26 protein-coding genes and 1 tRNA gene are annotated in these 23,943 nt (G+C 68.4%); 10 read left to right on the top strand and 17 right to left on the bottom strand.

Annotation, left to right across the window (positions count from 1 at the left end):
- Positions 1-40: 40 nt before the first annotated feature.
- The 3 genes from VGC56_RS14695 to ald all read right to left on the bottom strand — a co-directional run bounded on the left by VGC56_RS14695 (position 41) and on the right by ald (position 4,456).
- Complete coding sequence (locus tag VGC56_RS14695; RefSeq protein ID WP_464126076.1) at positions 41-2,797, bottom strand: TonB-dependent receptor; 2,757 nt, start codon at positions 2,795-2,797, stop codon at positions 41-43.
- Positions 2,798-3,070: 273 nt separating this feature from the next.
- The gene (locus VGC56_RS14690) at positions 3,071-3,289 is read right to left on the bottom strand and encodes a DUF3072 domain-containing protein (protein ID WP_464126074.1); all 219 of its coding nucleotides are present in this window, start codon (positions 3,287-3,289) and stop codon (positions 3,071-3,073) included.
- Positions 3,290-3,355: 66 nt separating this feature from the next.
- Positions 3,356-4,456: an alanine dehydrogenase gene (ald, locus tag VGC56_RS14685; protein ID WP_464126073.1), complete on the bottom strand. Its 1,101-nt coding sequence runs from the start codon at positions 4,454-4,456 to the stop codon at positions 3,356-3,358.
- Between the two features lie 125 nt (positions 4,457-4,581).
- Here ald and VGC56_RS14680 point away from each other — a divergent pair, with 125 nt between their 5' ends.
- From VGC56_RS14680 to VGC56_RS14670, 3 genes are all read left to right on the top strand, one after another.
- Positions 4,582-5,088, top strand: coding sequence for a 2'-5' RNA ligase family protein (locus VGC56_RS14680; protein ID WP_464126071.1), 507 nt, complete (start codon positions 4,582-4,584; stop codon positions 5,086-5,088).
- Positions 5,089-5,277: 189 nt separating this feature from the next.
- The gene (infA, locus tag VGC56_RS14675) at positions 5,278-5,538 is read left to right on the top strand and encodes a translation initiation factor IF-1 (RefSeq protein ID WP_464126069.1); all 261 of its coding nucleotides are present in this window, start codon (positions 5,278-5,280) and stop codon (positions 5,536-5,538) included.
- Positions 5,535-5,762 (top strand): hypothetical protein, encoded by a 228-nt coding sequence (locus VGC56_RS14670; protein ID WP_464126067.1) that lies wholly within the window; start codon positions 5,535-5,537, stop codon positions 5,760-5,762. Before infA ends, VGC56_RS14670 begins: the two co-directional genes overlap by 4 nt.
- A 13-nt stretch (positions 5,763-5,775) precedes the next feature.
- Here the strand turns inward: VGC56_RS14670 and VGC56_RS14665 are convergent, their stop codons facing one another.
- Positions 5,776-7,821: a putative bifunctional diguanylate cyclase/phosphodiesterase gene (locus VGC56_RS14665; RefSeq protein WP_464126066.1), complete on the bottom strand. Its 2,046-nt coding sequence runs from the start codon at positions 7,819-7,821 to the stop codon at positions 5,776-5,778.
- A 176-nt stretch (positions 7,822-7,997) separates the two neighbouring features.
- Between VGC56_RS14665 and VGC56_RS14660 the strand changes: the two genes are divergently transcribed.
- The 3 genes from VGC56_RS14660 to VGC56_RS14650 all read left to right on the top strand — a co-directional run bounded on the left by VGC56_RS14660 (position 7,998) and on the right by VGC56_RS14650 (position 9,420).
- Complete coding sequence (locus tag VGC56_RS14660; protein WP_464126065.1) at positions 7,998-8,780, top strand: NAD kinase; 783 nt, start codon at positions 7,998-8,000, stop codon at positions 8,778-8,780.
- A gap of 58 nt (positions 8,781-8,838) precedes the next feature.
- A tRNA-Asn gene (locus VGC56_RS14655) sits at positions 8,839-8,913 on the top strand.
- Between the two features lie 36 nt (positions 8,914-8,949).
- Positions 8,950-9,420: a YbaK/EbsC family protein gene (locus VGC56_RS14650; RefSeq protein WP_464126063.1), complete on the top strand. Its 471-nt coding sequence runs from the start codon at positions 8,950-8,952 to the stop codon at positions 9,418-9,420.
- A gap of 22 nt (positions 9,421-9,442) precedes the next feature.
- On the opposite strand, the gene VGC56_RS14645 is transcribed toward VGC56_RS14650, so the two are convergent.
- A complete protein-coding gene (locus VGC56_RS14645) occupies positions 9,443-10,015 on the bottom strand; it encodes a hypothetical protein (protein WP_464126061.1) in 573 nt (190 codons plus the stop codon).
- A gap of 16 nt (positions 10,016-10,031) precedes the next feature.
- Positions 10,032-11,201, bottom strand: coding sequence for a zinc-dependent alcohol dehydrogenase (locus VGC56_RS14640; RefSeq protein WP_464126059.1), 1,170 nt, complete (start codon positions 11,199-11,201; stop codon positions 10,032-10,034).
- Between the two features lie 219 nt (positions 11,202-11,420).
- Between VGC56_RS14640 and VGC56_RS14635 the strand changes: the two genes are divergently transcribed.
- The gene (locus VGC56_RS14635; RefSeq protein WP_464126057.1) at positions 11,421-12,041 is read left to right on the top strand and encodes a hemerythrin domain-containing protein; all 621 of its coding nucleotides are present in this window, start codon (positions 11,421-11,423) and stop codon (positions 12,039-12,041) included.
- Positions 12,042-12,183: 142 nt separating this feature from the next.
- On the opposite strand, the gene VGC56_RS14630 is transcribed toward VGC56_RS14635, so the two are convergent.
- Positions 12,184-13,365, bottom strand: coding sequence for a vWA domain-containing protein (locus VGC56_RS14630; RefSeq protein ID WP_464126055.1), 1,182 nt, complete (start codon positions 13,363-13,365; stop codon positions 12,184-12,186).
- A 157-nt stretch (positions 13,366-13,522) separates the two neighbouring features.
- Here VGC56_RS14630 and VGC56_RS14625 point away from each other — a divergent pair, with 157 nt between their 5' ends.
- Positions 13,523-14,896, top strand: coding sequence for a methyl-accepting chemotaxis protein (locus VGC56_RS14625; protein WP_464126054.1), 1,374 nt, complete (start codon positions 13,523-13,525; stop codon positions 14,894-14,896).
- On the opposite strand, the gene VGC56_RS14620 is transcribed toward VGC56_RS14625, so the two are convergent.
- From VGC56_RS14620 to VGC56_RS14600, 5 genes are all read right to left on the bottom strand, one after another.
- Positions 14,893-15,453 (bottom strand): hypothetical protein, encoded by a 561-nt coding sequence (locus VGC56_RS14620; RefSeq protein ID WP_464126052.1) that lies wholly within the window; start codon positions 15,451-15,453, stop codon positions 14,893-14,895. The genes VGC56_RS14625 and VGC56_RS14620 overlap by 4 nt on opposite strands.
- Positions 15,450-16,553: a hypothetical protein gene (locus tag VGC56_RS14615; protein WP_464126050.1), complete on the bottom strand. Its 1,104-nt coding sequence runs from the start codon at positions 16,551-16,553 to the stop codon at positions 15,450-15,452. The genes VGC56_RS14620 and VGC56_RS14615 overlap by 4 nt, the downstream gene beginning before the upstream one ends.
- A gap of 18 nt (positions 16,554-16,571) precedes the next feature.
- Positions 16,572-17,417 (bottom strand): AAA family ATPase, encoded by an 846-nt coding sequence (locus VGC56_RS14610; RefSeq protein WP_464126048.1) that lies wholly within the window; start codon positions 17,415-17,417, stop codon positions 16,572-16,574.
- A 70-nt stretch (positions 17,418-17,487) separates the two neighbouring features.
- Positions 17,488-18,168, bottom strand: a complete 681-nt coding sequence (locus VGC56_RS14605) for a DUF6975 family protein (RefSeq protein ID WP_464126047.1) — start codon at positions 18,166-18,168, stop codon at positions 17,488-17,490.
- Positions 18,169-18,414: 246 nt separating this feature from the next.
- Positions 18,415-19,296 (bottom strand): serine hydrolase, encoded by an 882-nt coding sequence (locus tag VGC56_RS14600; RefSeq protein WP_464126045.1) that lies wholly within the window; start codon positions 19,294-19,296, stop codon positions 18,415-18,417.
- Positions 19,297-19,575: 279 nt separating this feature from the next.
- On the opposite strand from VGC56_RS14600, the gene VGC56_RS14595 reads away from it, so the two are divergent.
- On the top strand, positions 19,576-19,878 hold the full coding sequence (locus VGC56_RS14595; protein ID WP_464126043.1) for a hypothetical protein: 303 nt from the start codon (positions 19,576-19,578) through the stop codon (positions 19,876-19,878).
- 89 nt (positions 19,879-19,967) lie between these two features.
- On the opposite strand, the gene VGC56_RS14590 is transcribed toward VGC56_RS14595, so the two are convergent.
- The 4 genes from VGC56_RS14590 to VGC56_RS14575 all read right to left on the bottom strand — a co-directional run bounded on the left by VGC56_RS14590 (position 19,968) and on the right by VGC56_RS14575 (position 21,994).
- Positions 19,968-20,387 carry a hypothetical protein gene (locus VGC56_RS14590; RefSeq protein ID WP_464126042.1) on the bottom strand — a complete coding sequence of 140 codons (420 nt, stop codon included), beginning with the start codon at positions 20,385-20,387 and terminating at the stop codon, positions 19,968-19,970.
- A gap of 20 nt (positions 20,388-20,407) precedes the next feature.
- A complete protein-coding gene (locus VGC56_RS14585) occupies positions 20,408-20,833 on the bottom strand; it encodes a hypothetical protein (RefSeq protein WP_464126040.1) in 426 nt (141 codons plus the stop codon).
- 69 nt (positions 20,834-20,902) lie between these two features.
- Complete coding sequence (locus VGC56_RS14580; protein ID WP_464126038.1) at positions 20,903-21,409, bottom strand: hypothetical protein; 507 nt, start codon at positions 21,407-21,409, stop codon at positions 20,903-20,905.
- 174 nt (positions 21,410-21,583) lie between these two features.
- Positions 21,584-21,994 (bottom strand): hypothetical protein, encoded by a 411-nt coding sequence (locus VGC56_RS14575; protein WP_464126036.1) that lies wholly within the window; start codon positions 21,992-21,994, stop codon positions 21,584-21,586.
- Positions 21,995-22,107: 113 nt separating this feature from the next.
- On the opposite strand from VGC56_RS14575, the gene VGC56_RS14570 reads away from it, so the two are divergent.
- On the top strand, positions 22,108-22,458 hold the full coding sequence (locus VGC56_RS14570; protein WP_464126034.1) for a DUF3147 family protein: 351 nt from the start codon (positions 22,108-22,110) through the stop codon (positions 22,456-22,458).
- On the opposite strand, the gene chrA is transcribed toward VGC56_RS14570, so the two are convergent.
- On the bottom strand, positions 22,455-23,876 hold the full coding sequence (gene chrA / locus VGC56_RS14565; protein WP_464126032.1) for a chromate efflux transporter: 1,422 nt from the start codon (positions 23,874-23,876) through the stop codon (positions 22,455-22,457). The genes VGC56_RS14570 and chrA overlap by 4 nt on opposite strands.
- Positions 23,877-23,943: the final 67 nt, after the last annotated feature.

Here is a 23,943-nt window from a genome sequence, read left to right as displayed (position 1 = left end):
CAAGCACGGCAGCCGCCCCGCAGGACGGCTGCCGAGCCCCTTACTTTCCGAACTTGAAGCGCAGGCCGAGCGACAACGTCGTCTCGTCGAAGCGAATGTAGCGCAGGTAATCGGCCCGCGTCGCGCCCGCGCGCGCCGAGCTGAAGTCCTGGCTGAACCGCGACCGGGTAATGTTGGTCCAGTCGCCGAAGATGGTGAAGTGGCCACCGACATTGTAGTTCAACGACAGGTCGAGCCGGTTCGCGGGATGCGCCGTCTCGAGGTAGATGTCGTCACCGCGATATTGGCGGCTCGCCGCGAAGCTCGAGCGGCCGGTATAGGTCAGGCGCGCCGACAGGCCGTAGCGCTCGAACATACCGACGACCGACCAATTCCACTTCGAAACGCCGTTCAGTTGGTCGGTGATCGGCAGGAAGGAGAGCCCGCCGCTGCCGTTCGGCTGCTGGACCCGCGCCTTGACGTAGGTGACGTTCCCCTGCGCGCCAAAGCCATGCAGCCAGTCGGGAAGCCAGCCGAAGTCGAAGAAGGTCTGCGCCTGGAATTCGGCGCCCGTGATGCGGCCCTTGCCGGTGTTCACGGGTCCCGTAATCTCCACGACGCCGAGCGTCGGATCGGTGAAGCGGTAGGTCGAATTCTGGATGAAGCCGTTCACATCGCGATGGAACAGCGACAGCGCGGCAAACCCGGCGCGCGAGAAATAATATTCGAGGCTGCCGTCATAATTCCACGACGTGTAGGGCGTGAGGAACGGATTGCCGCCAAAGCCGGTGCGCGGATTGTTGTCGGTGCCGACGCCGCCCGAGGGAGGTGCTCCCAGCTGGATCCCGGGGACCAACTGGCCGAAATCCGGCCGCGTTTCGGTCTTCGAGAAGGCGAGCCGAACCTGGAACTTCGGGTCCACCCGCCACCGCAGGCTGGCATTCGGCAGCCAGACCGTATGCTCGCTGCCGGCGTCGATGATCGGGATTCCGGTCGGCACCGGTCCCGACACGCGGGTGTTGATCCGGTTGACGCGCAGGCCAAGGATGCCGGTCAAATTGTCGGTGCCGAGGTTGAGCTGGCCGTAGCCGGCCCAGGTCGTCTCATGGGCGTTCCACTGCGGCCCGGCGACGACCGGAGCGGTCGTATACCCTCGGCAGCCGTTGCCCGGATCGGACGGCAGGATGGCCGGGCAGTTCGTGATCTCGAACTGACGCAGCGCGACGAGGTTGTCGCGGATGCTTTGATAGGTCGGCGCTGCGAAATTGTACGTGCCGTTGGAGCCCGGCACGCCCCGGAACACGTCGAACGTGACGGGAAGCGTGGAGGCATTCAGGCCCAGCGGCAGTTCGAAGCCATAGCGGCTGCCGAATTCCCGCTGCGAATCGCGGTCGGTGAAGCGCCCGCCGAGCTGGAAGTTCTTCAGGAAGCTGCTGTTGAAATCATATTGGAGATCGAGCCGACCCTGCCAGTCCTGGCCGGCGGACAGCTGGTTCTCCTCGTAGAGCCCCTGGAAGGTCTGGGCCTTCGGATCGTTGAAATTGATTCCGCTGATCGTGAAGGATGGCTGCTCGAGGTTGAACGTGACGGTGCGCGCGCCCGGGAATATCCGGTCGAGCGATTCAGTGGAGCCGCGGAACGTCGAGGTGGTGCGGGCGAGGTCGCCCGTGATGTGGACGCGGTCTTGGTTGAAGCGGAAGCCGGTAGCATATTGGTAGGTGTCGGTGCGGTTGTAGGTGCCGCCCTGGAATGAGAAGAGGTTGCCGCCGGGGTTGGTGACGGTGCCGCTGCTGACCAGGTTCGTGCCGGGCCGGAACACCAGGTTGCTGTAGGATTGCCCGCCGTAGAGCGGCTCTTCGAGCAGCCGGTCGTCGATCTGGTTGCGGAAGCCCTGCCACAGGAATTCGCCGTAGATTTCAAGCGACTGGCTCGGGCGCCATTGCACGGACGCGTTGACCGACGGCCGCTCGCGATGTCCGGAGCGGTAAAAGAGCCGCTGGATATCAGGCAGCCGCACGTGCTGGCCGTTGATGGTCGGGTCGGCGATGAAATCGGTGTTCGAGATTTCCGAATCGAGATACCGCATCTGGTCGTAGGAGGCGTTGATCAACACGCCGATCTCGCCGATGCCGGTCTGCCAGCGATTGGTCGCCAACAGGTTGAAATTCGGAAGCTCCGAATGGCCCTGAACGGTGTGCAGTTCCCAGACCGACCCCGCCACCTGAGCGCCGCTGAAGTCGAATGGCCGGCGCGAGCGGACGTTGACCAGGCCGGCGAGGCCCGGCTCCACGAGGTCCGCGGTCGAGGTCTTGAAGACCTCCAGCGCAGCGATGTTCGCGGAGGGGAAATCCTGGAGAGCGACCACGCGCGTTTCGGCGGTGAAGATCTCCCGGCCGTTATAGGTAGTGGTGTAGTAGGGCAGGCCGCGGACCAGTACGTTCTGCGCCTCGCCCCCCTGCCGGTAGACCTGCACGCCCGGAATCCGCGCGGCGGTCTCGGCGGTGTTGAGGTCGGGCAGCTTGCCGATATCCTCGGCGACGACGGCATCGACGATCTGCTCCGAATTGCGGCGCAAATTCTGGCTCGATTGGAGCGACCGGCGCAGGCCGGTGACGACGATGGCGCTGTCCTCGCCCGGAGCGTCGGCCGGCTCGGCGGAGGTGCCCGGAGCCCCGGGCGTCGCGGTGTCCGTGCCGGGGGCGCCGGTGGTGCCGCCGCCCGGCGGAGGCGGCGGCGGAGTCTGGGCCATGGCGGGCGCGGCGGTGAGCGCGAGCATCAGAGTCGAAGCGGAGCACAGGACGATAGATTTGACGCGCATCACGCGGCCTCCCCAGCACAGTTCATAATCCGGTCCTTCGAACGGGGACCGTTACGCGGGCGGGATAATGGAGGGGCCGCGGGCGACCGGCAAGCCAATTGTCATATTTACTCGGGACACGCCCATTCGAAGCCCGCTGATTGTTGCCGTTCGGCCACGCTTCAGATCAAGCTTGGGAGCCACCAGCCCGAGTGCAGCATGGCCGCAGCACGGGTGCCGCACGCGGTCGCGGGGGCGGGAGGTCAGGAGCGGCGGCGCGCTGGCCGCCGCCGGCTAATGATCGATGCCGCGCCCGGTCTTCTCCTGCAGCGCGTCGATCCGCTTCGACGCTTCGGCCTTCGACAAGCCCTCATCGAAAGACTCGCCGGCCTCTTCGCTCAGCGTCTTCAGGTAGGACGCCTGCGCTCCGGTCATGGCCTCGTCGCCGGTTACCCAGTCGTCGGGGTCCTTTTCCGCATTGCCCTGCGGCTGGTTTTTCACAGTGTCGGTCACGGGAACTCCGTTGGCGGATTTTCTATCTATCCACCAACGCATGTGTTCCGTGTCCGTTCCCTTACTTCAGGCGGGATCGAAGGGGAGATCGAGCGCCTCGGCCACCGCTTGGTGGCGGATCTTGCCGCCCGAGACGTTGAGGCCGGCTGCGAGGTGTGCGTCCGCCGCCATCGCCGCGTCCGCGCCGAGGTTGGCGATCTTGAGAACGAAGGGGAGGGTGGCGTTGTTGAGCGCGAAGGCTGACGTGCGGGCGACGGCGCCAGGCATGTTCGCGACGCAATAATGGATGATCCCGTCCACCTCGTAGACCGGATTTTCGTGCGTCGTCGCGCGCGAGGTTTCGAAGCAGCCGCCCTGGTCGATGGCGATGTCGACGAGCACCGAGCCGCGCTTCATCGTCTTCAGCATATCGCGGGTCACCAGCTTCGGCGCAGCGGCGCCGGGCACCAGCACCGCGCCGATCACCAGCTCCGATTCCGCCACCGCCTTCGCGATGGTCGCGCGCGACGCATAAGCAGTCTTGATCTGGCTCGAAAAGAACATGTCGAGCTCCGCCAGGCGGGCGTTCGAAATGTCGTAGATGGTGACGTCGGCGCGCATGCCGACCGCCATCTGGGCCGCATTGACGCCGGACACGCCGCCGCCCAGAATCGCGACCTTCGCCGGCGGCACGCCGGGAACGCCGCCGAGCAGGATGCCGCGGCCGCCTTGCTCCTTTTCGAGATAGTGGGCGCCGACCTGGATCGACATGCGGCCCGCGACTTCCGACATCGGCCGCAGCAGCGGGAGCGAGCGGTCGTTCGCCGTCACCGTCTCATAGGCGATGCAGGTGGCGCCGGACTTCATCAGCCCCTCCGCCTGCGGCTTGTCGGCGGCGAGATGGAGATAGGTGAAGAGCGTGTGGCGCGGCTCGAGCAGGGCGATCTCGCTCTGCTGCGGCTCCTTCACCTTCACGATCATGTCGGACGCGGCGAACACCGCGGCGGCGTCGGCGGCGATGCGCGCGCCCGCATCGACATAATCCTGGTCGGTCAGGTCGATGCCCGACCCGGCCTGGGTCTGGACGATCACTTCGTGGCCGGCGGCGATAAGCTCGGCGATAGACGCCGGCGTCAGGCCGACGCGATATTCATGGACCTTGATCTCCTTGGGCACGCCGACGCGCATTTGACGACTCCATTTTCCTGTCAGGGTTGGGCGGCCCTATAGCGGCGGCTTTCGGCTTTGTCGCCGTTGCCGGTGCGCGCCGCCGCTGCTAGAGCCCCGCGCTTTTCGAACGCCGGGAGACGGGAGTGGCAGGCGCGCCGATCATCGTCACCGCATTGTTCGGCGACGGCGACAATGGCTGGCTGCAGGAACTGCGCCGCACCCATTACCCGCCGGAGCGCAATCGCGTCCCCGCCCACCTCACCCTGTTCCACCACCTCCCGCCGGCGGTGGAGGGCGAACTCTCCCGCCGCATCGCTGCGATCGCAGCCGGTCCGCCGCCGCGCGCGGAAGTGGCCGGCATCATGGATCTCGGCGCCGGCACTGCGCTGCGGATCGACAGCGAAGATCTGGAGGAGATGCGGGCGGAGGTGGCCGAGGCGCTCTACGGACTCCTCACGCCGCAGGACCAGGCGCCATGGCGTCCGCACGTCACCGTGCAGAACAAGGTCGAGCCGAAGGACGCCCGCCGCCTCCAGCAGCATTTGCGCGCCACATTCCGGCCTCGGCCGCTCGCCATCAAGGGACTCGCCGCCTGGCACTATCTCGATGGGCCCTGGCAGCCGATCCGCAGCTGGGCGTTTCGCGGCTGAAGGCGGCCCGCGAGTTGCTTCGAGAGCCCTCCGCTCCTATGTGAGGAGGGCAACGTCGCCTGCGACGGATCCGGGGCAGCCCCGCTTCCCTTTCACGCTTCATCGCCGACCCGCCGCAGCGCCCGCTCCGGCGGCGCCCTTTTTTCAGCCCGCGCTGCCCTTTGCGCGCGGGACGCACCGGAGACCCTTATGGCCAAGGAAGCGACCCTCACCGTCGAGGGCCAGATAGACGAAATCCTCCCCGACGGCCGCTTCGGCGTGCTGCTCGACAACGATCACCGCGTCATCGTCTACACCGCCGGCAAGATGCGGCGCTTCCGCATCCGCTCGGTGGTCGGCGACCGCGTTCATGTCGAGATGACCCCTTACGACCTCACCAAGGGCCGCCTCGTCTATCGTGAGCGCACCCCCGGCGCCACGCCCGGCCGCCGTCCGGGAGCGAAACGATGAGCGGCGTTCCCGATCATGGCCGCGCAGCCGCGGTCCCCTACCTCATCGTCAAGGAGGAGGACGGCAGCTGGAGCCTCAGCTGCCGCGACACCCGATATAACGGCCAGGGCTACCCGATCGTGACGACCACCCGCGTCGCCGAGAGCTTCAAGACCGCCGCCGCAGCCCGCGCCCACGCCAAGGCGCATTTCGGCGCCGAGCCCGGGCAGTTCGCCAGTAAGTAGCCGGCGACTTCGCTCAGCCGACCAGCTGCAGCAGCCGCTCCGTGTCGACCGGCGGGGCGCACAGGAAGCCCTGGTAAAGCGTGCAGCCCTCCCGGGCGAGGAGGGCGAGCTGCTCCTCGGTCTCGACGCCTTCGGCGATGACCTCGAGTCCGAGGGAGCGCGCCATGTCGATGACGCTGCGCACCACCACCTGGTCACGGGCGCTGCCGCCGATATCCTCGACCAGGCGCTTGTCGATCTTGAGATAGTCGAGCGGCAGCGCCTTCAAATAAGCGAGGCTCGAATAGCCGGTGCCGAAATCGTCGATCGCGACGCGCAGGCCGCCCCGCCGCAGCTCGGCCAACAGACCCGCGGCTGTCCCGAGATCCTCGATGAGACCGCTTTCGGTCACCTCGACGGTGAGCCGCCCCGCCGCGAAGCCGCTTTCCCTCACGAGCGCCAGGAATTGCGCCGCGAAGCCCGGACGAACGATGTCGGCGGCGGTGATGTTGACCGACAGGCGAAGGCCCTGGAGCGGGGCCGGCCATGCGGCCGCCGCGGCAATCGCCTTGCGCTGCACGTGGTCCGACAGCTGGGCGAGATAATCCGAGCGCTCGGCGGCATTGAAGAGGGTGGCCGCGCCCAATTCCCCAAAGCGGGGGTGACGCCATCGGGCTAGCGCCTCGACCCCGGTGATCCGGCCGCCGGCGATCGAGACCTGCGGCTGGAACAATATCTCGATCTCGTCGCGGTCGAGCGCGCGCCGTAGGTCGACTTCGAGCTGGTCGCCGAGCGCGCTGTCGCTGGCGGCCCCCTCGTCCAGCGCCAGCACCGGCCCGGCCTCACTCGCCTTGGCCTCGGCCAGGGCACCGCTGGCCCGCCGCAGCAGCGACGCTGAATCGTCGCCTTCCGTCGAGGCCACCACCCCCGCGCGGCTCGCCAGCGTGATGACATGGTCGCCGCAGACGAACGGCCGCCCCGTGGCCTCGATCAGCTGACCGGCGAGGAAGCGGCCTTCGTCGAGGCTGGTCGGGGCCGTCAGGAGCACGGCGAACTCGGCGCCGGCGATCCGCGCGACGAGGCGCCGCTTCCCGGCGGTGTCGACGAGCCGCTCGATCCGCCGCGCCGCCGCCTGCAGCACCGAATCGCCGGTGCGGCGGCCGAAGGCGGCGTTGATCGCGTCGAACCGGCTGACGGCGAGGAGGATGGCGACCAGCGCCGGCCCTTCGCCCTCCGTCACCGCCAGCTGCCGGTCGATCCACGCGCGGGCGGCGCGCGCATCGCGCACCCCCGTCATCGGATCGCGCGTCTGCCGGGCGGAGCCGCCCGGCGGCACGATCGCCTCGGTGCGCCCGACCACCGCCCGGCCGTCCTCGACCCGGAGGTGATGGGCGAGCCGCGCCCCTTCCGCCGCGGCGTCGGCATGGGCGAAGGCGGTGGACTGGCCGGTGGCGAGGAGGCGGTCGACGGCCCCGCGGGCGGCCTTGCGCCCGTCCGCATCCATCCGCCGGAACAGCTCCATCAGCGTCACGCGCCGCCCCTCGTCCTCGCCAAGGCCGGCGCGGCGGGCGAGGGCAGGGGAGAGCTCGACGGTCGAGGACCCCGGCTCCCACCGCCACGACGCCGGCCCTTCGGTGCCCCGCCCGCCGCTGCTGCCGCGCGCCTCGCCGCGCCGGATCGGCCGGCGGCCGCCGCTGCGCTCGGCATGACGCTGGGCGAAGTGGACCGCCTGAAGCAGCTGCTGCTCACTGAACGGGCTGACCAGGAAATGGGTGGCGCCCGCCGCGTAGAGCGCGTCGAGCGCGCCTTCGTCGGTGCGAGAGACGAGGACGAGGAGGGCGGCTGCATTCGCCTCGACCGGGTCGCCGAGCGCCTTCACCGCCTCGCTGCCCTCCGGCAGCGCGCCGCGCGCATCGACGATGGCGACGACAGCTCCGGACGCGATGAAGCGGCTTTCCGCCTGCTCGGCGCGGCGCGCGGCGATCGCCTGCCAGCCGCCGCGCTCGGCCGCCTGGGTCAGCTCGTCGCGGTGCCGGAAGGAAAGGATGAAGAGCGGGGCGGCGCCGGCCTCGGCGGGCATGCTGGCAGCTCCTCCCATCTGTGCTTGCGCGCCCATCGCTCTACTCTGGCCGTCCCACCTCAACAATCCGTTTAGACGGCGCGCAAAAGCCTGTGCCGCCAAGGGACGGGGTTTCTCCTGGCGAGGCCCCAGCGGCACGCTTGCTACCCCGCGCGCGGCCCCTTACCACCTCGCTAATGACGGCGATTGCGGACAGACCGACGGCGCTCGTCGCCTCGCCCACCGAGGCCGGCCTCGCCGCCGAGGCGCTGCTGCGCGAGCGCTATCATTTCGTGCCGCACGAGGAGGCGGAGCAGATCGTCGCTTTGGGCGGCGACGGCTTCCTGCTCCAGACGATGCACGAGATGCTGGCGGCGGGGCGGGTACTGCCGGTGTTCGGTATGAACCGCGGCACCGTCGGCTTCCTGATGAACGAGTGGCGCCTCGACGGCCTGGAGGAGCGGCTGAACCGCGCCAAGGCTTTCAAGGTGGCGCCGCTCGCGATGGAGGCGGAGACGGTCGAGGGGAGGGTGGTCCGCCACCCCGCCATCAACGAAGTCTCCCTGCTGCGCGAAACCCGCCAGGCGGCGTGGATCGAAATCTCCGTCAATGGCCGCGTGGTCCTTGGCCAACTGATCTGCGACGGCGTGCTGGTGGCGACGCCGGCCGGCTCCACCGCCTACAATCTCTCCGCCCAGGGCCCGATCCTGCCACTCGGCTCGAACCTCATGGCGCTGACTCCGATCAGCCCCTTCCGCCCGCGCCGCTGGCGGGGCGCGCTCATCCCTGACGAACTGACGGTGCTGCTGCGCGTGCTCGATCCGATGAAGCGCCCCGTCTCGGCGGTGGCGGACCAGCACGAGGTGCGCGACGTCGCCTCCGTCCGCGTCTGCATCGACCGTAGCCTCGAGCTCACCCTCCTCTTCGACGCCGAGCACGCCCTCGACGAGCGCATCACCATGGAGCAGTTCACCGCCTGAGAGGGTTGCCAGCGTCGGAATCGCGCTGCTATAGGCCCGCCCGTCAGCGAGTGGGTATTCCCCGGTAGCTCAGCGGTAGAGCATCCGACTGTTAATCGGATGGCCGATGGTTCGAATCCGTCCCGGGGAGCCACTCCTTGCACACCAATCCCCTCCGTAGCGTAGCGCGATGAGCCTGGATTCGGTCCGGGCTTGGCTGGCGGCGCATGCGGCCGATCTGCCGATCATTGAGACGGAGGAGAGCACCGCCACCGTGCTCGAAGCCGCGGCGGCGCTCGGCGTCGAGCCGGCGCGGATCGCGAAGACGCTGGCGGTACGGGTGAATGGCGAGGTCTTCCTGCTCGTCACCCGCGGCGACGCACGTCTAGACAACCAAAAGACGAAGGCGGCCTTCGCCGGGCGGCCGCGCATGCTCGGGCCGGAGGAAACGCTGGCGCTAACCGGCCATCCGGTCGGGGGCGTCTGCCCGTTTGGGCTGGCGACGCCGCTCCCGGTCTATTGCGACATCTCGCTACGCGACTTCGACGAGGTCTTTCCGGCGGCGGGCTCGCTGACCAGCTCCGTCCGCGTCACGCCGGAGCGGCTTGGTGCGCTGGTGGCGAAGGGCTGGGTCGATATTTGCAGCCTCCCAGCCTCTTAGCCTCCGCCGGCGCCTGAGACGCCTAAGCCGTTTCCAGCGCCCGCTGGCCTTCGCGCGTGCGCTCCTCCGTCGCCGTTACCTGATAGTCCACCGGCGTGACCTGCTCGCCGGCAGCGCCGCGGGCCGCGGCCGCGCCGCGGGGGAAGCCGCTGCGGTCGCTATAGTCGCGGCCGGTGTCGCCCTTCCTTTCGCTCTGTTCCGCCGTGAGGCTAAGGGCGGTCAGCAGGTCGACGACGGTGATCCCGGCAACGGCACCCAAGGCGATGTAGTTGTTGCGGCGCTGCTCGTCGTCGGCCCCTTGGAGCCCGTAGGCGAGGGTGGCGAGATCGACGATGTCGCCGGCGACCCGGCTCCAGATCGCGGGCGCCGGCGTGTCGCTCAGCGCCCACATGCCGGCGCCGATCTCGCGGCCGCCATAAGCACGGAGCAAAGTCTCCTTGCCTTCCAGCCCGAGCGCCTTGCCGAGCTTGCCCGGCGCGACCAGTTCGGTGAGCCCGAGGGCGAGGCTGAACCAGCCGAGGCCGCGCGCGACCCGGTCGGATTTGGTGAGGCTGCGGTCGGGCCGGCTCGTCACCAGGGTGGATGTGGCGTTCATGTCTGCAAATCTCCTGTTACGGCTTCAGCACCACCTTGATGCAGCTGTCCTGCTTCTGCTCGAAGACCCGGTACATGCCCGGACCTTCCTCGAGGCTGGCGGTGTGGGTGATGACGAAGGACGGGTCGATCTGCCCCTCGTCGATGCGGCGGGTGAGGTCGTCGGTCCAGCGGCGGACGTGCGTCTGGCCCATACGGAAGGTCAGCCCCTTGTTCATCGCCTGGCCGAACGGGATCTTGTCGACGAGCCCACCATAGACGCCCGGGATCGAAAGGACGCCCCCGCCGCGACAGACGTAGATCATCTCGCGCAGCACATGCGGACGATCGCTCTCCATCATCGTCGCCTGCTTGACGCGGTCCATCATCGAGTCGATGTGGCCGCTGGCGTGCGCTTCGAGCCCGACGCAGTCGATGCACTTGTCCGGGCCCTTGTTGTCGGTGAGCTCATTGAGCCGCTCGACGACGCTCTCATCCTCGAAGTTGATCGTGATCGCGCCGGCGGCTTCCGCCATGCTGAGCCGCTCGGGCAGCCGGTCGATGGCGATCACCTTCTCCGCCCCCAGCAGGATCGCGCTGCGGATCGCCATCTGGCCGACGGGGCCCGCGCCCCAGATGGCGACGATGTCCGTGCGCTTGATGTCGCACTGGACGGCCGCCTGCCAGCCGGTCGGGAAGATGTCGCCGAGGAACAGGGCCTGCTCGTCGGTCATCGAATCCGGCACCTTGATGTGGGTCGCGTCGGCGAACGGCACGCGCAGATATTCGGCCTGGCCGCCGGCATAGCCGCCGGTGAGGTGGGTGTAGCCGAATAGACCGGCGGTGCGGTGGCCGAACACCTTGTCGGCCAGCTCACCATTGCGGTTGGAGCGCTCGCACAGCGAGTAATTGCCGCGGCGGCACTGGTCGCATTCGTCGCAATTGATGGTGAAGGGGATAACGACCCGTTCGCCCTTCCGCAGGTTGTTGACGGCGCTGCCGGTCTCGACGACTTCGCCCATCATCTCGTGGCCGACGATGTCGCCGGGCTTCATCGCCGGGATGTAATTGTGGAAGAGGTGGAGGTCGGAGCCGCAGATCGCGCAGCTCGTGACCTTGATGATCGCGTCGCGCGGTTCCTCGATCGTCGGATCGGGGACCTGCTCGGCCCGTATGTCCTGCTTGCCGTGCCAGACGAGCGCCTTCATCGCTTTCTCCCTTCGGTCGCGTGTGGAGGGTGAACGATTGCGCTTCCCGTGCGGCTCACCGGATGAGCGCACCAGCGGCTCCTTTCGCCGCAGGCCGTTTCGACCGCACTACGCGGCCCGGTGAATTGCGGCGCTTTTTCCTGATCTGGATCATGTTGGCGGCGGAACAACGTCGTGGCGCGGCGGGTTCTGCGGCCGACCCATTCCAAGGAGGCAGTAATGGCAGGCAATCGCGACACGAAGCCGCGCGGGCGCAGCAATGGTTCGGGCGGCAGCGACAGCGCATTCTCCTTCGGCGGCGGCAGCGCCGGCGTCCTCGCCGGCGCGGCTCTGGCCGGCGCCGCGATCGGCATCGCCGCCAATGTCGGGCGCAAGCTGTTCGTCCAATTCTCGACCGGCGCGACCGGCGACTGGTGCGATGCGCTGAAGGCCGAGCATCAGCTCACCCGCACGATTTTCGACAAGATCGAGGCGACCGACGACAGCCAGGGCATCATGCGCGGCCACCTTTTGATGAAGCTCAAATATGCGCTGACCAAGCACGCCAACGAGGAAGAGAATGTCATCTACCCGGCGCTGCGCGAGGCCAACATGGCGCACGACGCCGACGCGCTCAACGGCGAGCACGGCTATGTGAAGACCTATCTCTACGAGCTGGAGACGATCGCCAACGCCAGCCCCGAATGGCTCGCCCGCGTCCGCGATTTCCGCACCATGATCGAGGAGCATATGCGGATGGAGGAGGAGGAAGTGTTCCCCGCCTTCCAGAAGGCCCTCACCGAAGCCCAGAACGCCCGCCTCACCTCGATGATGAACAAGGAAGGCTTCAAGATGGCGTGAGGGGCCGCGCGTCCTAACCTCTGCCACGTCACCCCCGTCACCCCGGACTTGATCCGGGGTCCACCTTCTTCCGGCGGCCCCCTGCAAGAGAAGGTGGATGCCGGATCCGGCATGACGGGCAGGTGTGTACCGACGCCGCCCCTCAGCACTTGCGGCTGAGCGTTCGCATCGCGTCGTCGAGACCCGCGAGCGTGAGCGGATACATCCGCTCCTTCATCAGGCCGCGCAGAATCTCCGTGGACGGGCTGTAGCCCCAATATTTCTCCGCAGTGGGATTGAGCCAGACCGCGGACGGATAGGTGTTCACCATCCGCTGCACCCACACCGCGCCCGCTTCCTCGTTGAAATGCTCGACCGAGCCGCCGGGGTGGGTGACCTCATAGGGGCTCATTGCCGCGTCGCCGACGAACACCAGTTTGTAGTCGTGTCCGAATTTGTGGAGCAGGTCCCAGGTCGGGGTGCGCTCCGTGTAACGGCGGCGATTGTCCTTCCACACGCTCTCGTAGAGGCAGTTGTGGAAATAGAAAAATTCGAGGTTCTTGAACTCCGACGTGGCCGCCGAGAACAGCTCCTCGCAGACCTTCACATAGGGGTCCATCGAGCCGCCGACATCGAGGAAGAGCAACAGCTTCACCGCATTGTGCCGCTCCGGCCGCATGCGGATATCGAGCCAGCCCTTCCGCGCCGTGCCGTCGATCGTGCCGTCGATGTCGAGCTCGTCCGCGGCACCCTCGCGCGCGAAGCGGCGCAGGCGGCGGAGCGCGACCTTGATGTTGCGGGTGCCGAGCTCGACCGCGCTGTCGAGGTTCCTGAACTCGCGCTTGTCCCAAACCTTGATGGCGGAGCGGTTGCGGCCGCCGTCCTGGCCGATCCGCACCCCTTCCGGATTGTAGCCATAGGCGCCGAAGGGGGAGGTGCCGGCCGTGCCGATCCATTTATTGCCGCCCTGGTGCCGCTCCTTCTGCTCCTCGAGCCGCTTCTTCAGCGTCTCCATGATCTCTTCCCAGGAGCCGAGCGCCGCGATCTCGGCCATCTGCTCGGGCGTCAGGTACAGCTCCGCGACCTTCTTCAGCCACTCCTCCGGAACCGGCGCCGCCTCGGTGCCGTAGGTAGTCTCCAGCCCTTTGAAGACCTTGCCGAACACCTGGTCGAACCGGTCGAGCAGCCCCTCGTCCTTCACGAACACGGCGCGGGCGAGATAGTAGAATTCCTCCGGGCTCGCCGCGATGACCTCCGCATCGAGCGCCTCGAGCAGCAACAGATGCTCCTTCAAGGACGCGGAGATCCCGGCCGCGCGCAGCTCGTCGACGAAGGAGAAGAACATAAGCGGCGTCTTATCGCACGGCGCGGCGCTGGACCACCTCCCCCGTGGTTAACCCGGTTTCAACAGGTTCGGCCTATCCCCACCGCAATCCAAGGGGAGAGTGTATTCCGTGGCGAGCTCGGCAACAAACAGTGCGGACGCAAATGCGATCAATCAGGTGGCGCGCAATTGCGGGTCGCTGGCGATCGAATGCAGCGACGTGTCGGGCTACGTCTCCGGCGTCTCCGACCGCATCTCCTCTAACCTTCGCACCCTCGACCGCCTCGAGGAGGTGACCAGCCGGCTGCTCGCGGACCAGGCGAGCGTCGCCGAATCGACCGACGAAGCACGGCTCCTCGCCGAGCAGGCGCGCGAGAAGCTCTCCGCCGGCCGCGCCGCGATCGAGGACACGATCTCAATCTTCAGCGGCCTGACGGACCTGGTCGTCCAGCTTGGCGAACGCATGGCCGGCTTTGCCGAGGCGATGAGCCGGGTCCAGAACGTCTCCGCGGCGATCGAGAGCATCGCCTACAAGACTAACATGCTCGCCTTGAACGCGACCATTGAGGCGGCGCGGGCAGGGGAGGCGGGTCGCTCCTTCGCGGTGGTCGCGGCCGAGGTGAAGAAGCTCGCCCACGAGACCCGCACCGCGACCAGCGAGATCGCCGGCACCATCGCTTCACTGACCCGCGAGGCGGAAGCGGTGACCTCCGAGATCGAGACCGGCGTCGGCCGCAGCCGCGCCGCCCAGAGCGGCTTCGCCACCCTCACCGAAACCGTCCGCGACGTCTCCGACATCGTCGGCATGGTCGACCGCCAGACCGACGGCATCGCCCAGTCGACCGCCCTCATCCAGCAGAGCGTCGACAGCATGAAATCCGGCCTCTCCTCCTTCGCCGCGGACGCGCGCGACAATGGCGGCGAGCTCCACCGCGCGCAGGACCGGCTCGCCCAGCTCGAGGCGCTGTCGGGCGAGATGCTCGACCGGCTGGCGAGCTGCGGCGTGCGCATCGACGACACCGTCTTCATCGAGCGCGCACAGAGCGCCAATCGTGAGCTCCAGGAGATCATCGAGACCGCCATCGCGCGCGGCGAGATCGCCGAGCCCGACGTCTTCGATACGCGCTACGTACCGATGCCGGGCACCAACCCGACCCAGTTCGAGACTCGCTTCTGCGCCTTTGCGGACCGCACCGTCCGTCCGCTCCTCGACCGCATCAAGTCGAGCGATCCCAGGCACATCGGCTGCGTGATGAGCGACGTCAACGGCTACCTCCCGACCCACAATTCGGAACGTTCGCAGCCGCAATCGTCGGACCCGGCGTGGAATGCGAAATTCTGCCGCAACCGCCGCAACTTCATCGACGACGCCACCCGCCGCGCCATCGCCAGCGACCAGGAGGCGATGCTGGTGACCTACCGCATGAACCTCGGCGAGGGGCGCTATCTGCCGGTCAAGAACGTGTTCGTGCCGCTGTGGATCAACGGCCGCCGCTGGGGCAATTTCGAAATCGCCTACCGCGACGACGACCTCAACGGGGCCACGGTTTAGGGCGTCGGCTCCGTCGCAGCCCCGCCGAAAATCTCCCGCCCGACGGCCTCCGACAGCCGGTCGATCTCGCCTGCATCGCTTTCGCGTGCAGTGACCAGGACGAGGATGCCGGTGCGTCCGGCGACGGCACTCCAGACCTCCTTGAACATACCGGCGTCTCGGTAGCGCCCGCGAAAGCTGCGCGCCTTCGGCTGGCCCGGCCAAAGGAACGCGCCTTCGGTGACGACGACGACCTTTCCGTCGCGCGCCATCGCCGCGCGGCCTCTCTCCCGCATCTGGGCCAGGGTCGGCCCGGACGTGACGCGATCAATCGCAACCGTAACGTAGTGCCCGAGCGGATCTGCCTCGCGTCCATCCACATAGATGAAGATTCGCGGGCTTTCAGGGCTCGATTCCTGGCGCTTCAACGGACCGAGCGTCGAAGGCAGAGCCAGGCCCGTACCTGAGTGCAGCAGCGCCCCTCCGGGCGTCTCTACGAGCGCGGGCGTCGGAGCGGCGGCCGCGGGCGCAACGCTGATAAGCGCCGCGGCGATGGCACGCAGGATGAGGTGCCTCACCGGCCCATCGTCACGTAGACATTCGTCCCGAACGTCAGGTCGGCCTTGTAGACGGTCTCGGAGCTCACCGCCGCGGCCTTGGGGTTTCCCTGCAGCACGGCCGCGACCTGTTGCGGCGTCAGCAGCCGGTCCCAGGCGCCGTAATTCGCCGTCCGACCGACATCGTGGAGGCGCAGCATGTAGAGCTGCCCCATCTCGCCGCGTCGCATCTCGATGGTCTTGCCGGCGTCGTTGACGATGCCGATCACCGCCGTCGGCTTGGCGGTGTCGCCCGCCGCCTGCATCATGTCGACGACATTGTCGCCGACCTGCACCCGCTCGCGGACGCAGACGGGCCGGCGGCCGTTGTCGGCGATGGAGGGCGGGAAGGGTGGCTCCTTCTCCTTGCCCTTCTCCGGCAGGCCCGCCGCGAGCGTCGAGTCGATGAGCATGCGCGTCATCGGATCGTTGCCGAGGCCGAGGCCCTCGATCTTCAGCTGGGTGCGTTTCGCCGTCTTGGTCGCGGGCGCCGGGCAGTCGCCGACCTTCAGCTCCTCGACCGGCTCCACCGCGCCGGCTCCCGAGACGGCGAGGCCGGAGACGAGCGCGTCGAGCGCCCCCTCCACCTCAGCGCGGCGCGCCATCGGCCCCGAGACGCGCACCACCGCGATCCAATGCCCGATCTTGGTGACGGCGAAGCTGGTGGCAAGCTTGCCGCCGGCCGCATCCACATAGACCCGGCGGATCGCACCGGCGGCAACGCCTCCCACTGGCACGACTCCGCTCGACGCCAGCTGCGGGCCGGGCCCGAGATGCTGGCGGATCACCTTGTCGAGCTCGAAGGAGGCGAGTGCCGCGTCCGAGTAAGCGGGCAGGTAGACGAACAGGGTGGCGAACACCGCCTGGTCCGCCGACTTGTATTGGGCGAGATTGTCGACCCCGTCCCCCTTGCGGCTCGCCTCCCCGGTCTCGGTGAGCGAGATCGTCGCCGCCTTGGCCGGAAACGATATCCCGGCGGCAGGGACGGCAAGACGGTCGCGGCTGCGCTGCCAGGGTTCGGCCGAGGCGGAGACCGCGATCAACGCGAGCGCCGCTCCCGCAAGATACCGAAGCGCGCCCATCTGATCCCCCTTTGCCGTTCAGCCCCCCGGCCGCCGCGCCATAAAGGCGAGCCGTTCGAACAGCATAACATCCTGTTCGTTCTTGAGAAGCGCGCCGTGCAGCGGCGGGATCGCTTTCTTCGGATCCTGCGACTGCAGGACCTCGAGCGGCATGTCCTCGTGGAGAAGCAGCTTGAGCCAGTCGATCAGCTCGCTGGTCGAAGGCTTCTTCTTGAGCCCCGGCACCTCGCGTACCTGATAGAAGATATCGAGCGCCTTCGAGACCAGCATCTTCTGGATGCCGGGAAAGTGGACGTCGACGATCGCCTGCATCGTCTCGCGATCGGGAAAGCGGATATAGTGGAAGAAGCAGCGCCTGAGGAACGCGTCCGGCAGCTCCTTCTCGTTGTTCGACGTGATGACGACGACGGGCCGCTCGGCCGCCCGCACCGTCTCCCCGGTTTCGTAGACGTGGAACTCCATCCGGTCCAATTCCTGGAGGAGGTCGTTGGGGAATTCGATGTCCGCCTTGTCGATCTCGTCGATGAGGAGGACCGGCAGCTGCGGCGCGGTGAACGCCTCCCACAATTTGCCGCGGCGGATGTAGTTGGAAATGTCGTGAACGCGCGGATCGCCGAGCTGCCCGTCGCGCAGCCGCGCCACCGCGTCATATTCGTAGAGGCCCTGGTGCGCCTTGGTGGTCGACTTGACGTGCCACTCGATCAGCGGCGCGCCCAGAGCGGCGGCGATCTCGTGGGCGAGGACGGTCTTGCCGGTGCCCGGCTCCCCCTTGACCAGCAGCGGCCGGCGCAGGGTGACGGCGGCGTTGACCGCGACCTTCAAGTCCTCAGTCGCGACGTAGGAGGATGTGCCCTGGAAACGCATGTGCGGGCGATAGGGGAGGGCTCTCCCAGCCGCAAGTCACGCCCAGCCGCAAGTCAGGCCCAGCCGGAGCTCAGGCGGCGGCGATTGTCCGGGCCTGGGCGCGCGCCTCGAGCAGGTCGAACAGGCCGTGATGCTGGGCGAGGATCTGCCGCGCCCCGAACAGCAAGGCGCGCGCCGTCGCCGGAGACGCCGCGGCGAAGCGGTCGGCAACCGCTTCGGTCAGCACCGGATCGGGGGCCGCATAAGCCGGCGGCTCGATGCCGAAGCGATGCGCGGCCGCGTCGAGCGCGCACCGCACGACGCTCCAGTCGAGCACCACGGCCATCGCGGCGCCGAGGGCGCAGCCGGACCGCTCCGATTGGGCCAGCATGTCGATCGCATGGCGCTGCGCCTGGACGACCGTATCAGTGTCCGCCGCGCCCGGGGTCGAAGGCACCGGCCCCGCCGCGGCGGCAAGGCGGGCCAGGAACGCGCGCTCGCCGGCAAAAGCGTAGGCGGCATTGGCGAGCCATCCCCGCGGCTCGGCGTCGATGGTCCGGAGCGAGGCATGATCGACGACGCCTGGGTAGCGGCCGTGGAGGATGCAGAGATAATGGACGAGGTCGGCAAGGTTGCGTGCCGCGTCCGGCGCCTTGAGGAGGGCCGGTGCCGAGGCCCAGGGATGGGCTCCGCTGCCCTCCGCGCGGACGGCGGCGCCGAGCGCTTCCCCGGGGCGCGGGGCGGCCGTGCTGCCGGGCGAAGCTGAAGCCATTGCGGGTCCTCCAAAGCGCTGCATCCAGCGGCTCTAAGCCCCTGACCTATATCAATGCCGTAAAAACGCGGTTTACGCCGCGTTAGGGTTGGAGAAAGGGTGGGGGCTTCGGATCTGGCGCGCCGCAGCCGGAGGCGCCAGGCGTAACCGCGCTCTATCCTCTTGGTAGCATTGACCCTTCGCGAGAGGCAGTCTGGCGGGCGGACGGACAGTCCGTCGTCCCTCCAGTCGCCGAGCCGGCGGCCGTTAGCGGCCCTGGCTCCCGAACATCGCGCCATAGCCGCCCTGCTGCGGCGCGGTGGAGGCCGTGGCAGTGGCCGGGACGGTGTTGAAGCCGTCGTAGATCGCGCGCGCAGCGGTGGCGATAAGGCCGGCGCGGTTGTCGCCGCCGCGGCCGAACATCGCCATCGCGACGCGGCGCCCGTCCGGCAGCGTGACGAAGGCGACGTCGCCGGTAAATCCCGACAGCGTGCCGGTCTTGTGCTCGACCGGCGTGCCGGCGGGGAGGAGAGCCTTGATCCGATTCCTGCCGGTGACGCAGCGGCGCATCATGTCGAGCAGCACCAGACGGCTCTGGGGCTTCAAGGCACTGCCCGTGTCGATCTGGCGGAGCAGCTGCAGCATCGCCTTGGGCGTGCTCGAATCCCGCGGATCCTTGAGGTCGCGCCGGTCGGCGAGGAGCCGGGCGATGTTGCGGTCGACCCGGATGCCGCCGACGCCCTGGGTGTGCAGCCACGCATCGACGGTGGCGGGGCCGCCGAGCGCGGCGAACAGCATGTCCGTGGCATGGTTATCGCTGCGGGTAAGCATCAAATTCATCTGCTGCTCGGCCGTCATCGCGCCGACCGTGTCGGTGAGGGAGCGGCGGCCGGCATCGACTTCGGAGAGATAGGTGGCGGCGACGGCGACCTTGACCGTGCTCGCCATCGGAAACGCCCGGTCGCCGTTAAAGCTGACGGTCTCGCCGGTGGTGAGGTCCATGGCTGCGATGCCGTATTCGCCGGGATTCTCGCTGACGGTGGCGGCGAGCCGCTGTTCGACGAGCTGCAGCTGCGGCGCCGCACTCTGTGCCAGGGCAGGCTGGGCGGCCAGGGCGGTGAGCAGGAAGAGCCAGTTTTTCGTTCGCATGCACGCCACTCCCAAGAACCACGGCCGCGAGGCCTGCAGGTGGGGACGTTTATCCGCCGGCAGTTTAACCGCCGCTGACATGAGCCCCCGCTCGCCAATAGGTGAGCGGAAAAGCGGCTGAGAATCCAACGATATGGGCCCGGACGTGGCTGGCTCCCGACCAGCCGTTTCGCAGCCTGAACGTTTCTCCCTCTGAGCCGCAGGCTTGACCCTGAATTGGCTTGCGGTGATGGAGCATGTCGCGCCCGTTCCGGGCGACCGGTTAGAAGGATGTTCTTTATGCGCATTGCAAGCCTGGTGGCCGTCGCCGCCGCAAGCCTCTCCCTCGCCGCCTGCGGCGGTCACAAGAGCGACGACGCGGCCGACGCCCTCAACCAGAGCGCCAACGCCGCCGCCGCCGCCAACGAGGCTTCGGCGTCCGCCAACCAGGCAATGGGCGCCAGCATGAATGCCATGGTTGCCGGCAACGAGCAGGCCAAGCAGGCGGCGGGCGACGTCGCCGCCAATGCCGGCGCGAAGGCCGAAGAGGCCGGCGAAGCCGCCAAGAAGGCCGGTGCCAAGGCCAAGGACGCCGCGCACTAAGCGCTTCGATCAAAACCCCGCCCGACCGGGCGAGCGAACGCCCCGGCAGACCTCCTGCCGGGGCGTTTTCCGTTCCGCCGCGCCGAAGCTTATTGCGGCGTGCTGGACGTGGTGACCGTCGGCTTCTCCCCGGGCCGGTGCGTCATCGTGCGGGTGCGCGAGAGGACCTGGCCTTTGTGGGTGCGGGTGTGGGTCATCGACTTTGCGAAAGTGCCTTGGTTCATCGCCTGGGAATGGGCGACTCCGTTGGTACCGTTCGGGTTGACATGACCGTTGCTCATGGCCCGGCCGCCTACCGATGCGGCGCTACCGCCTACGCCGACGGCCGAACTGTCGCCGCTCGTCGCGCCGACGCCGACCGTGCTCGCCGACTGGCCGTCGATCGAGCCGCTGCCGGCGCTGCCGCCGGTCGCGCCGCCATTGGTCTGGCCGCCGGTTGCGGTGCCGTTGGTCTGCGCGAGAGCGGCGCTGCCGGCGAGGGCGGCGGCGACAAAGAGGATGGTCTTCATGATCTTCACTCCTGGTCTGTTCAGTGGTGGCGCACGGTGCGCCGGCGGTGGTGGGGGACGGGACCGGTGCTGACGCTGCTGGACGCGCCGGAAGTGGCGCCAGTGTCCGCGCCGCCGCACCCACCGTAGCGGACCCTTGAGCCGGCCGAGCCGCCGCCGCCGACCGAGGCGACGCCGTCGCCGCTGCTGCTGACGCTGCTGCTGCTGCTCGATGACCCGTCGGGCGAGGTGACGGTGACGGTGCGGCCATTGCCTGTGCACCGTACGTCGCTGCGCACGCGCTGGTCACCGGCATCGCCCATGTCGACTCGGGACGAAGCCCCGCCCGCGCTGGCGCTGCCGGAAAGCTGACCGTTCGGGCCGGTGCGAATGTCGACCGATGTCTGCGCGGAGGCCGCGCCGGCCAGGGTCGCCGCAGCGAATGCCGGGAGAATCAACCTGCCCATCGGCTCGCTCCTTCCTCAATGGAAAAGGTGCGGCGGCGACCGGGAAAGGCCGCCGCCGCGGCGCGCGGCCTAGTCGCCGCGATGGTGACGGCGGTGGCGGTTGCGCTGGCCGTTGTGATTGCCGTTATTGCCCGACGACGAGGCGGCGGTGCCGACGCCGGAGGACGTGCCGCTGCGGCCCGCGGTCGTGCCGCCGGTCGCCATGGTGGAGTTGGTCGTTCCGCCGCGGGCGCTGCTGCCGCCGGTGCCGATCGCGGAGCTGGTGCCGGTGCGGCCGGCAGTGGAGCCGCCCGTCGCGACGGTCGAGCTGGTCTGGCCGCCGGTGCCGGCGCTGGAGCCGCCCGTGCCGACGCCGACGCTGGCCTGGCCGTTGCCCGCGCTCGCCGCGCCGACGCCGAGCGTCGAGGACGAGCCGTTCGAGCCGGTGCTAGAGCCGCCGGTGCCGAGGGTGGTGTTGTTGTAGCCGCCGGACGTGCTGGTGCCGCCGGTGCCGGTCGTGCTGCTCGTCTGCGCGAAGGCAGCGGGGGCAAGGGCAATCGCGGCCGCCGCCGCCAGGATGGTCGGAATATGTTTCATCACAAACTCTCCTCAGAGGAATCGGGGAGCGACTGTGCGAGAGGTGCCTCTCGTCGAGTCGCCCTCCGTATTTCCTCCAACGTCACCTCCAAAAGTCTGTTCCCACACGTTTTCCCGATTTGCAGCGCCTCTAGAGAGAGAGCTTATCGTCCGCTTATCCTGGGTTAGGAAGGTTCATTGCTGCGGCGCCTGCTGCGGGTTTGCCAGTGCGGCGCAGCCCTGCGCCTGCGCGTGGGGCGGCTGCTCTTGCGTCTTCTTGCCCTTACCTTTGACGACCTTCTTGACGACGTGCGCCGCGTGATCGGCGACGACGCCGCCGACGGCCGCCCCAACGGGTCCACCGACCGCGCCGCCGGCCACGGAACCGCCGGTATGGACCGCGGCATTACCGGCATCCTCGACGAGGCTCGGCTTCTGCTGCTGGCCATTATTCTGCACAGGCTGACAGCCCTGCTGCTGACCTTGGTCGTTCTGCTGCTGGGCCGGTTGCTGCTGGGCGGGCTGCCGTTGCTGAGGCGCGTCCTGCTGTGCCTGGGCGGCGGCCGTCGATGCACACAGAGCCGCGCTGAGGAGAAGGGCTCGCATGGTCAATGCTCCTGCTCGTTTCTGCGCGGGTTCAGCGGGGGAGCCCGCGGCTTTGTTCCAAAAACCCGCTTCCGCGGTTGCAATCCCAAGCCAGCGCGGCGACAGGGCCGCGCATGCTGTACCTGCTCGTCAAGGCGCTGCTTTCCGGCGCGATCATCGCGGCGGTGTCGGAGATCGCCAAGCGCAGCCCGGGCTTCGGCGCATTGGTCGTGTCGCTGCCGCTCGTCTCGGTGCTGGCGATGCTCTGGCTGTGGCGCGACACCCACGATCCGGAGCGGCTGGCGGCGCATGCCGGCGCGACCTTCTGGTTGGTGCTGCCGTCGCTGCCGATGTTCCTCCTCGTGCCGTTCCTGCTGCGCCAAGGTTACTCCTTCTGGCTGGCGCTGGGGCTGGGCTGCCTGCTGACCATCGCCCTCTATCTCGCCATGACCTGGCTTGGCCCGCGCGTCGGGCTTCGGCTCTAGCCGGCGGCGAGGCGGTAGAGGGCGCCGGCGGCGGCGCAGCCGGCGAGGACGGGGAGGGTGCCGACCCGGAAGCGGAACACCGCGACGATCGCGGCGGCCGTGAGCAGGAGCGCCGGCAGGCTGATCGTCGCCGGCACGGGCAGGTCGAGGTTCAACCCGGCGCCGCGGAACCGCTCCACCCGGCCGAAAAGCGTGTGGACGGCGAACCAGATGGCGAGGTTCAGCACCACCCCCACCACCGCGGCGGTGACGGCGGAGAGTGCGGCACTCAGCGCCCGGTTGCCGCGGAGGCGCTCGATGAACGGCGCGCCGAGGAAGATCCACAGGAAGCAGGGCGTGAACGTCACCCAGGTGGTGAGGAGGCCGCCCAGCGTCCCGGCGAGGAGCGGGCTGAGGCCCGTCGCCCTCCGGAAGCTCCCCATGAAGCCGACGAACTGCGTCACCATGATCAGCGGCCCCGGCGTCGTCTCCGCCATGCCCAGGCCGTCTAGCATCTCGCCGGGCGCCAGCCAGCCATAGGTCCCGACCCCCTGCTGGGCGACATAGGCGAGGACGGCATAGGCGCCGCCGAACGTCACCACCGCCATCTTGGAGAAGAAGATCGCGATCTGGCTGAACACATTGGCCGGACCGAGCAAGGCGAGCAGCCCGGCGACCGGCACCAGCCAGAGCAGCAGGAAGATACCGGAGATTCGCAGCGACCATGACAGGTCCGGCCGGGCATGCGCCGGGACATCGGCGCCGAGCCGGGACTCGGCGTCGCTTAGGAGGGCAGGCCCACCTCCGCCGTGGCCGCCGCCGCTGAAGGCGCCAATCCCCGCCCGGCCGCCGATGAAGCCGACCAACGCCGCCGCCGCAACGATGAGCGGGAAGGGGAGAGCGAATGCGAAGATCGCTACGAACGCCGCCGCCGCGATGAGGCGCATCGGCCCGTTTCGCAGCGCCCGCGACCCGATCCGCCGCACCGCGTCCAGCACGATGGCGAGCACCGCCGCCTTCAGCCCGAAGAAGATCGCGGCCACGGCGCCGAGGCTGCCGTACAAAGCGTAGAGCCAGGACAGCGCCATGATCGCCACGAACCCGGGCAGCACGAACAGCGCGCCCGCGATGAGGCCGCCCTTCGTCCGGTGGAGCAGCCAGCCGATATAGGTGGCGAGCTGCTGCGCCTCGGGCCCGGGCAGCAGCATGCAGTAATTGAGCGCGTGCAGGAACCGGGCGTCGCCGATCCAGCGTTTCTCCTCGACGAGGATGCGGTGCATGACCGCGATCTGCCCCGCCGGGCCGCCGAAGCTGAGCAGGGCGATCCGGCACCAGACCCGCACCGCCTCGGCGAAGGGAATGAGCGGGGGCGGCTGGCGGCCGGCGGCATCGGATCCGCAATCTTGCGACGTGAGGGACCCAGGGTCTCCGGAAGCCATGTCAGGCGCCCTTCTTCCGCCGCGGCGCGTGCGAGACCCAGTCGTGGGTCTCGTCGACCGCGTCCCG

The sequence above is a fragment of the Allosphingosinicella sp. genome, assembly GCF_036403745.1.
Taxonomy (GTDB): domain Bacteria; phylum Pseudomonadota; class Alphaproteobacteria; order Sphingomonadales; family Sphingomonadaceae; genus Allosphingosinicella.
The sequence above is the reverse complement of the archived record's forward strand: the minus strand, read 5'-3'. Positions and strand labels throughout refer to the sequence as shown.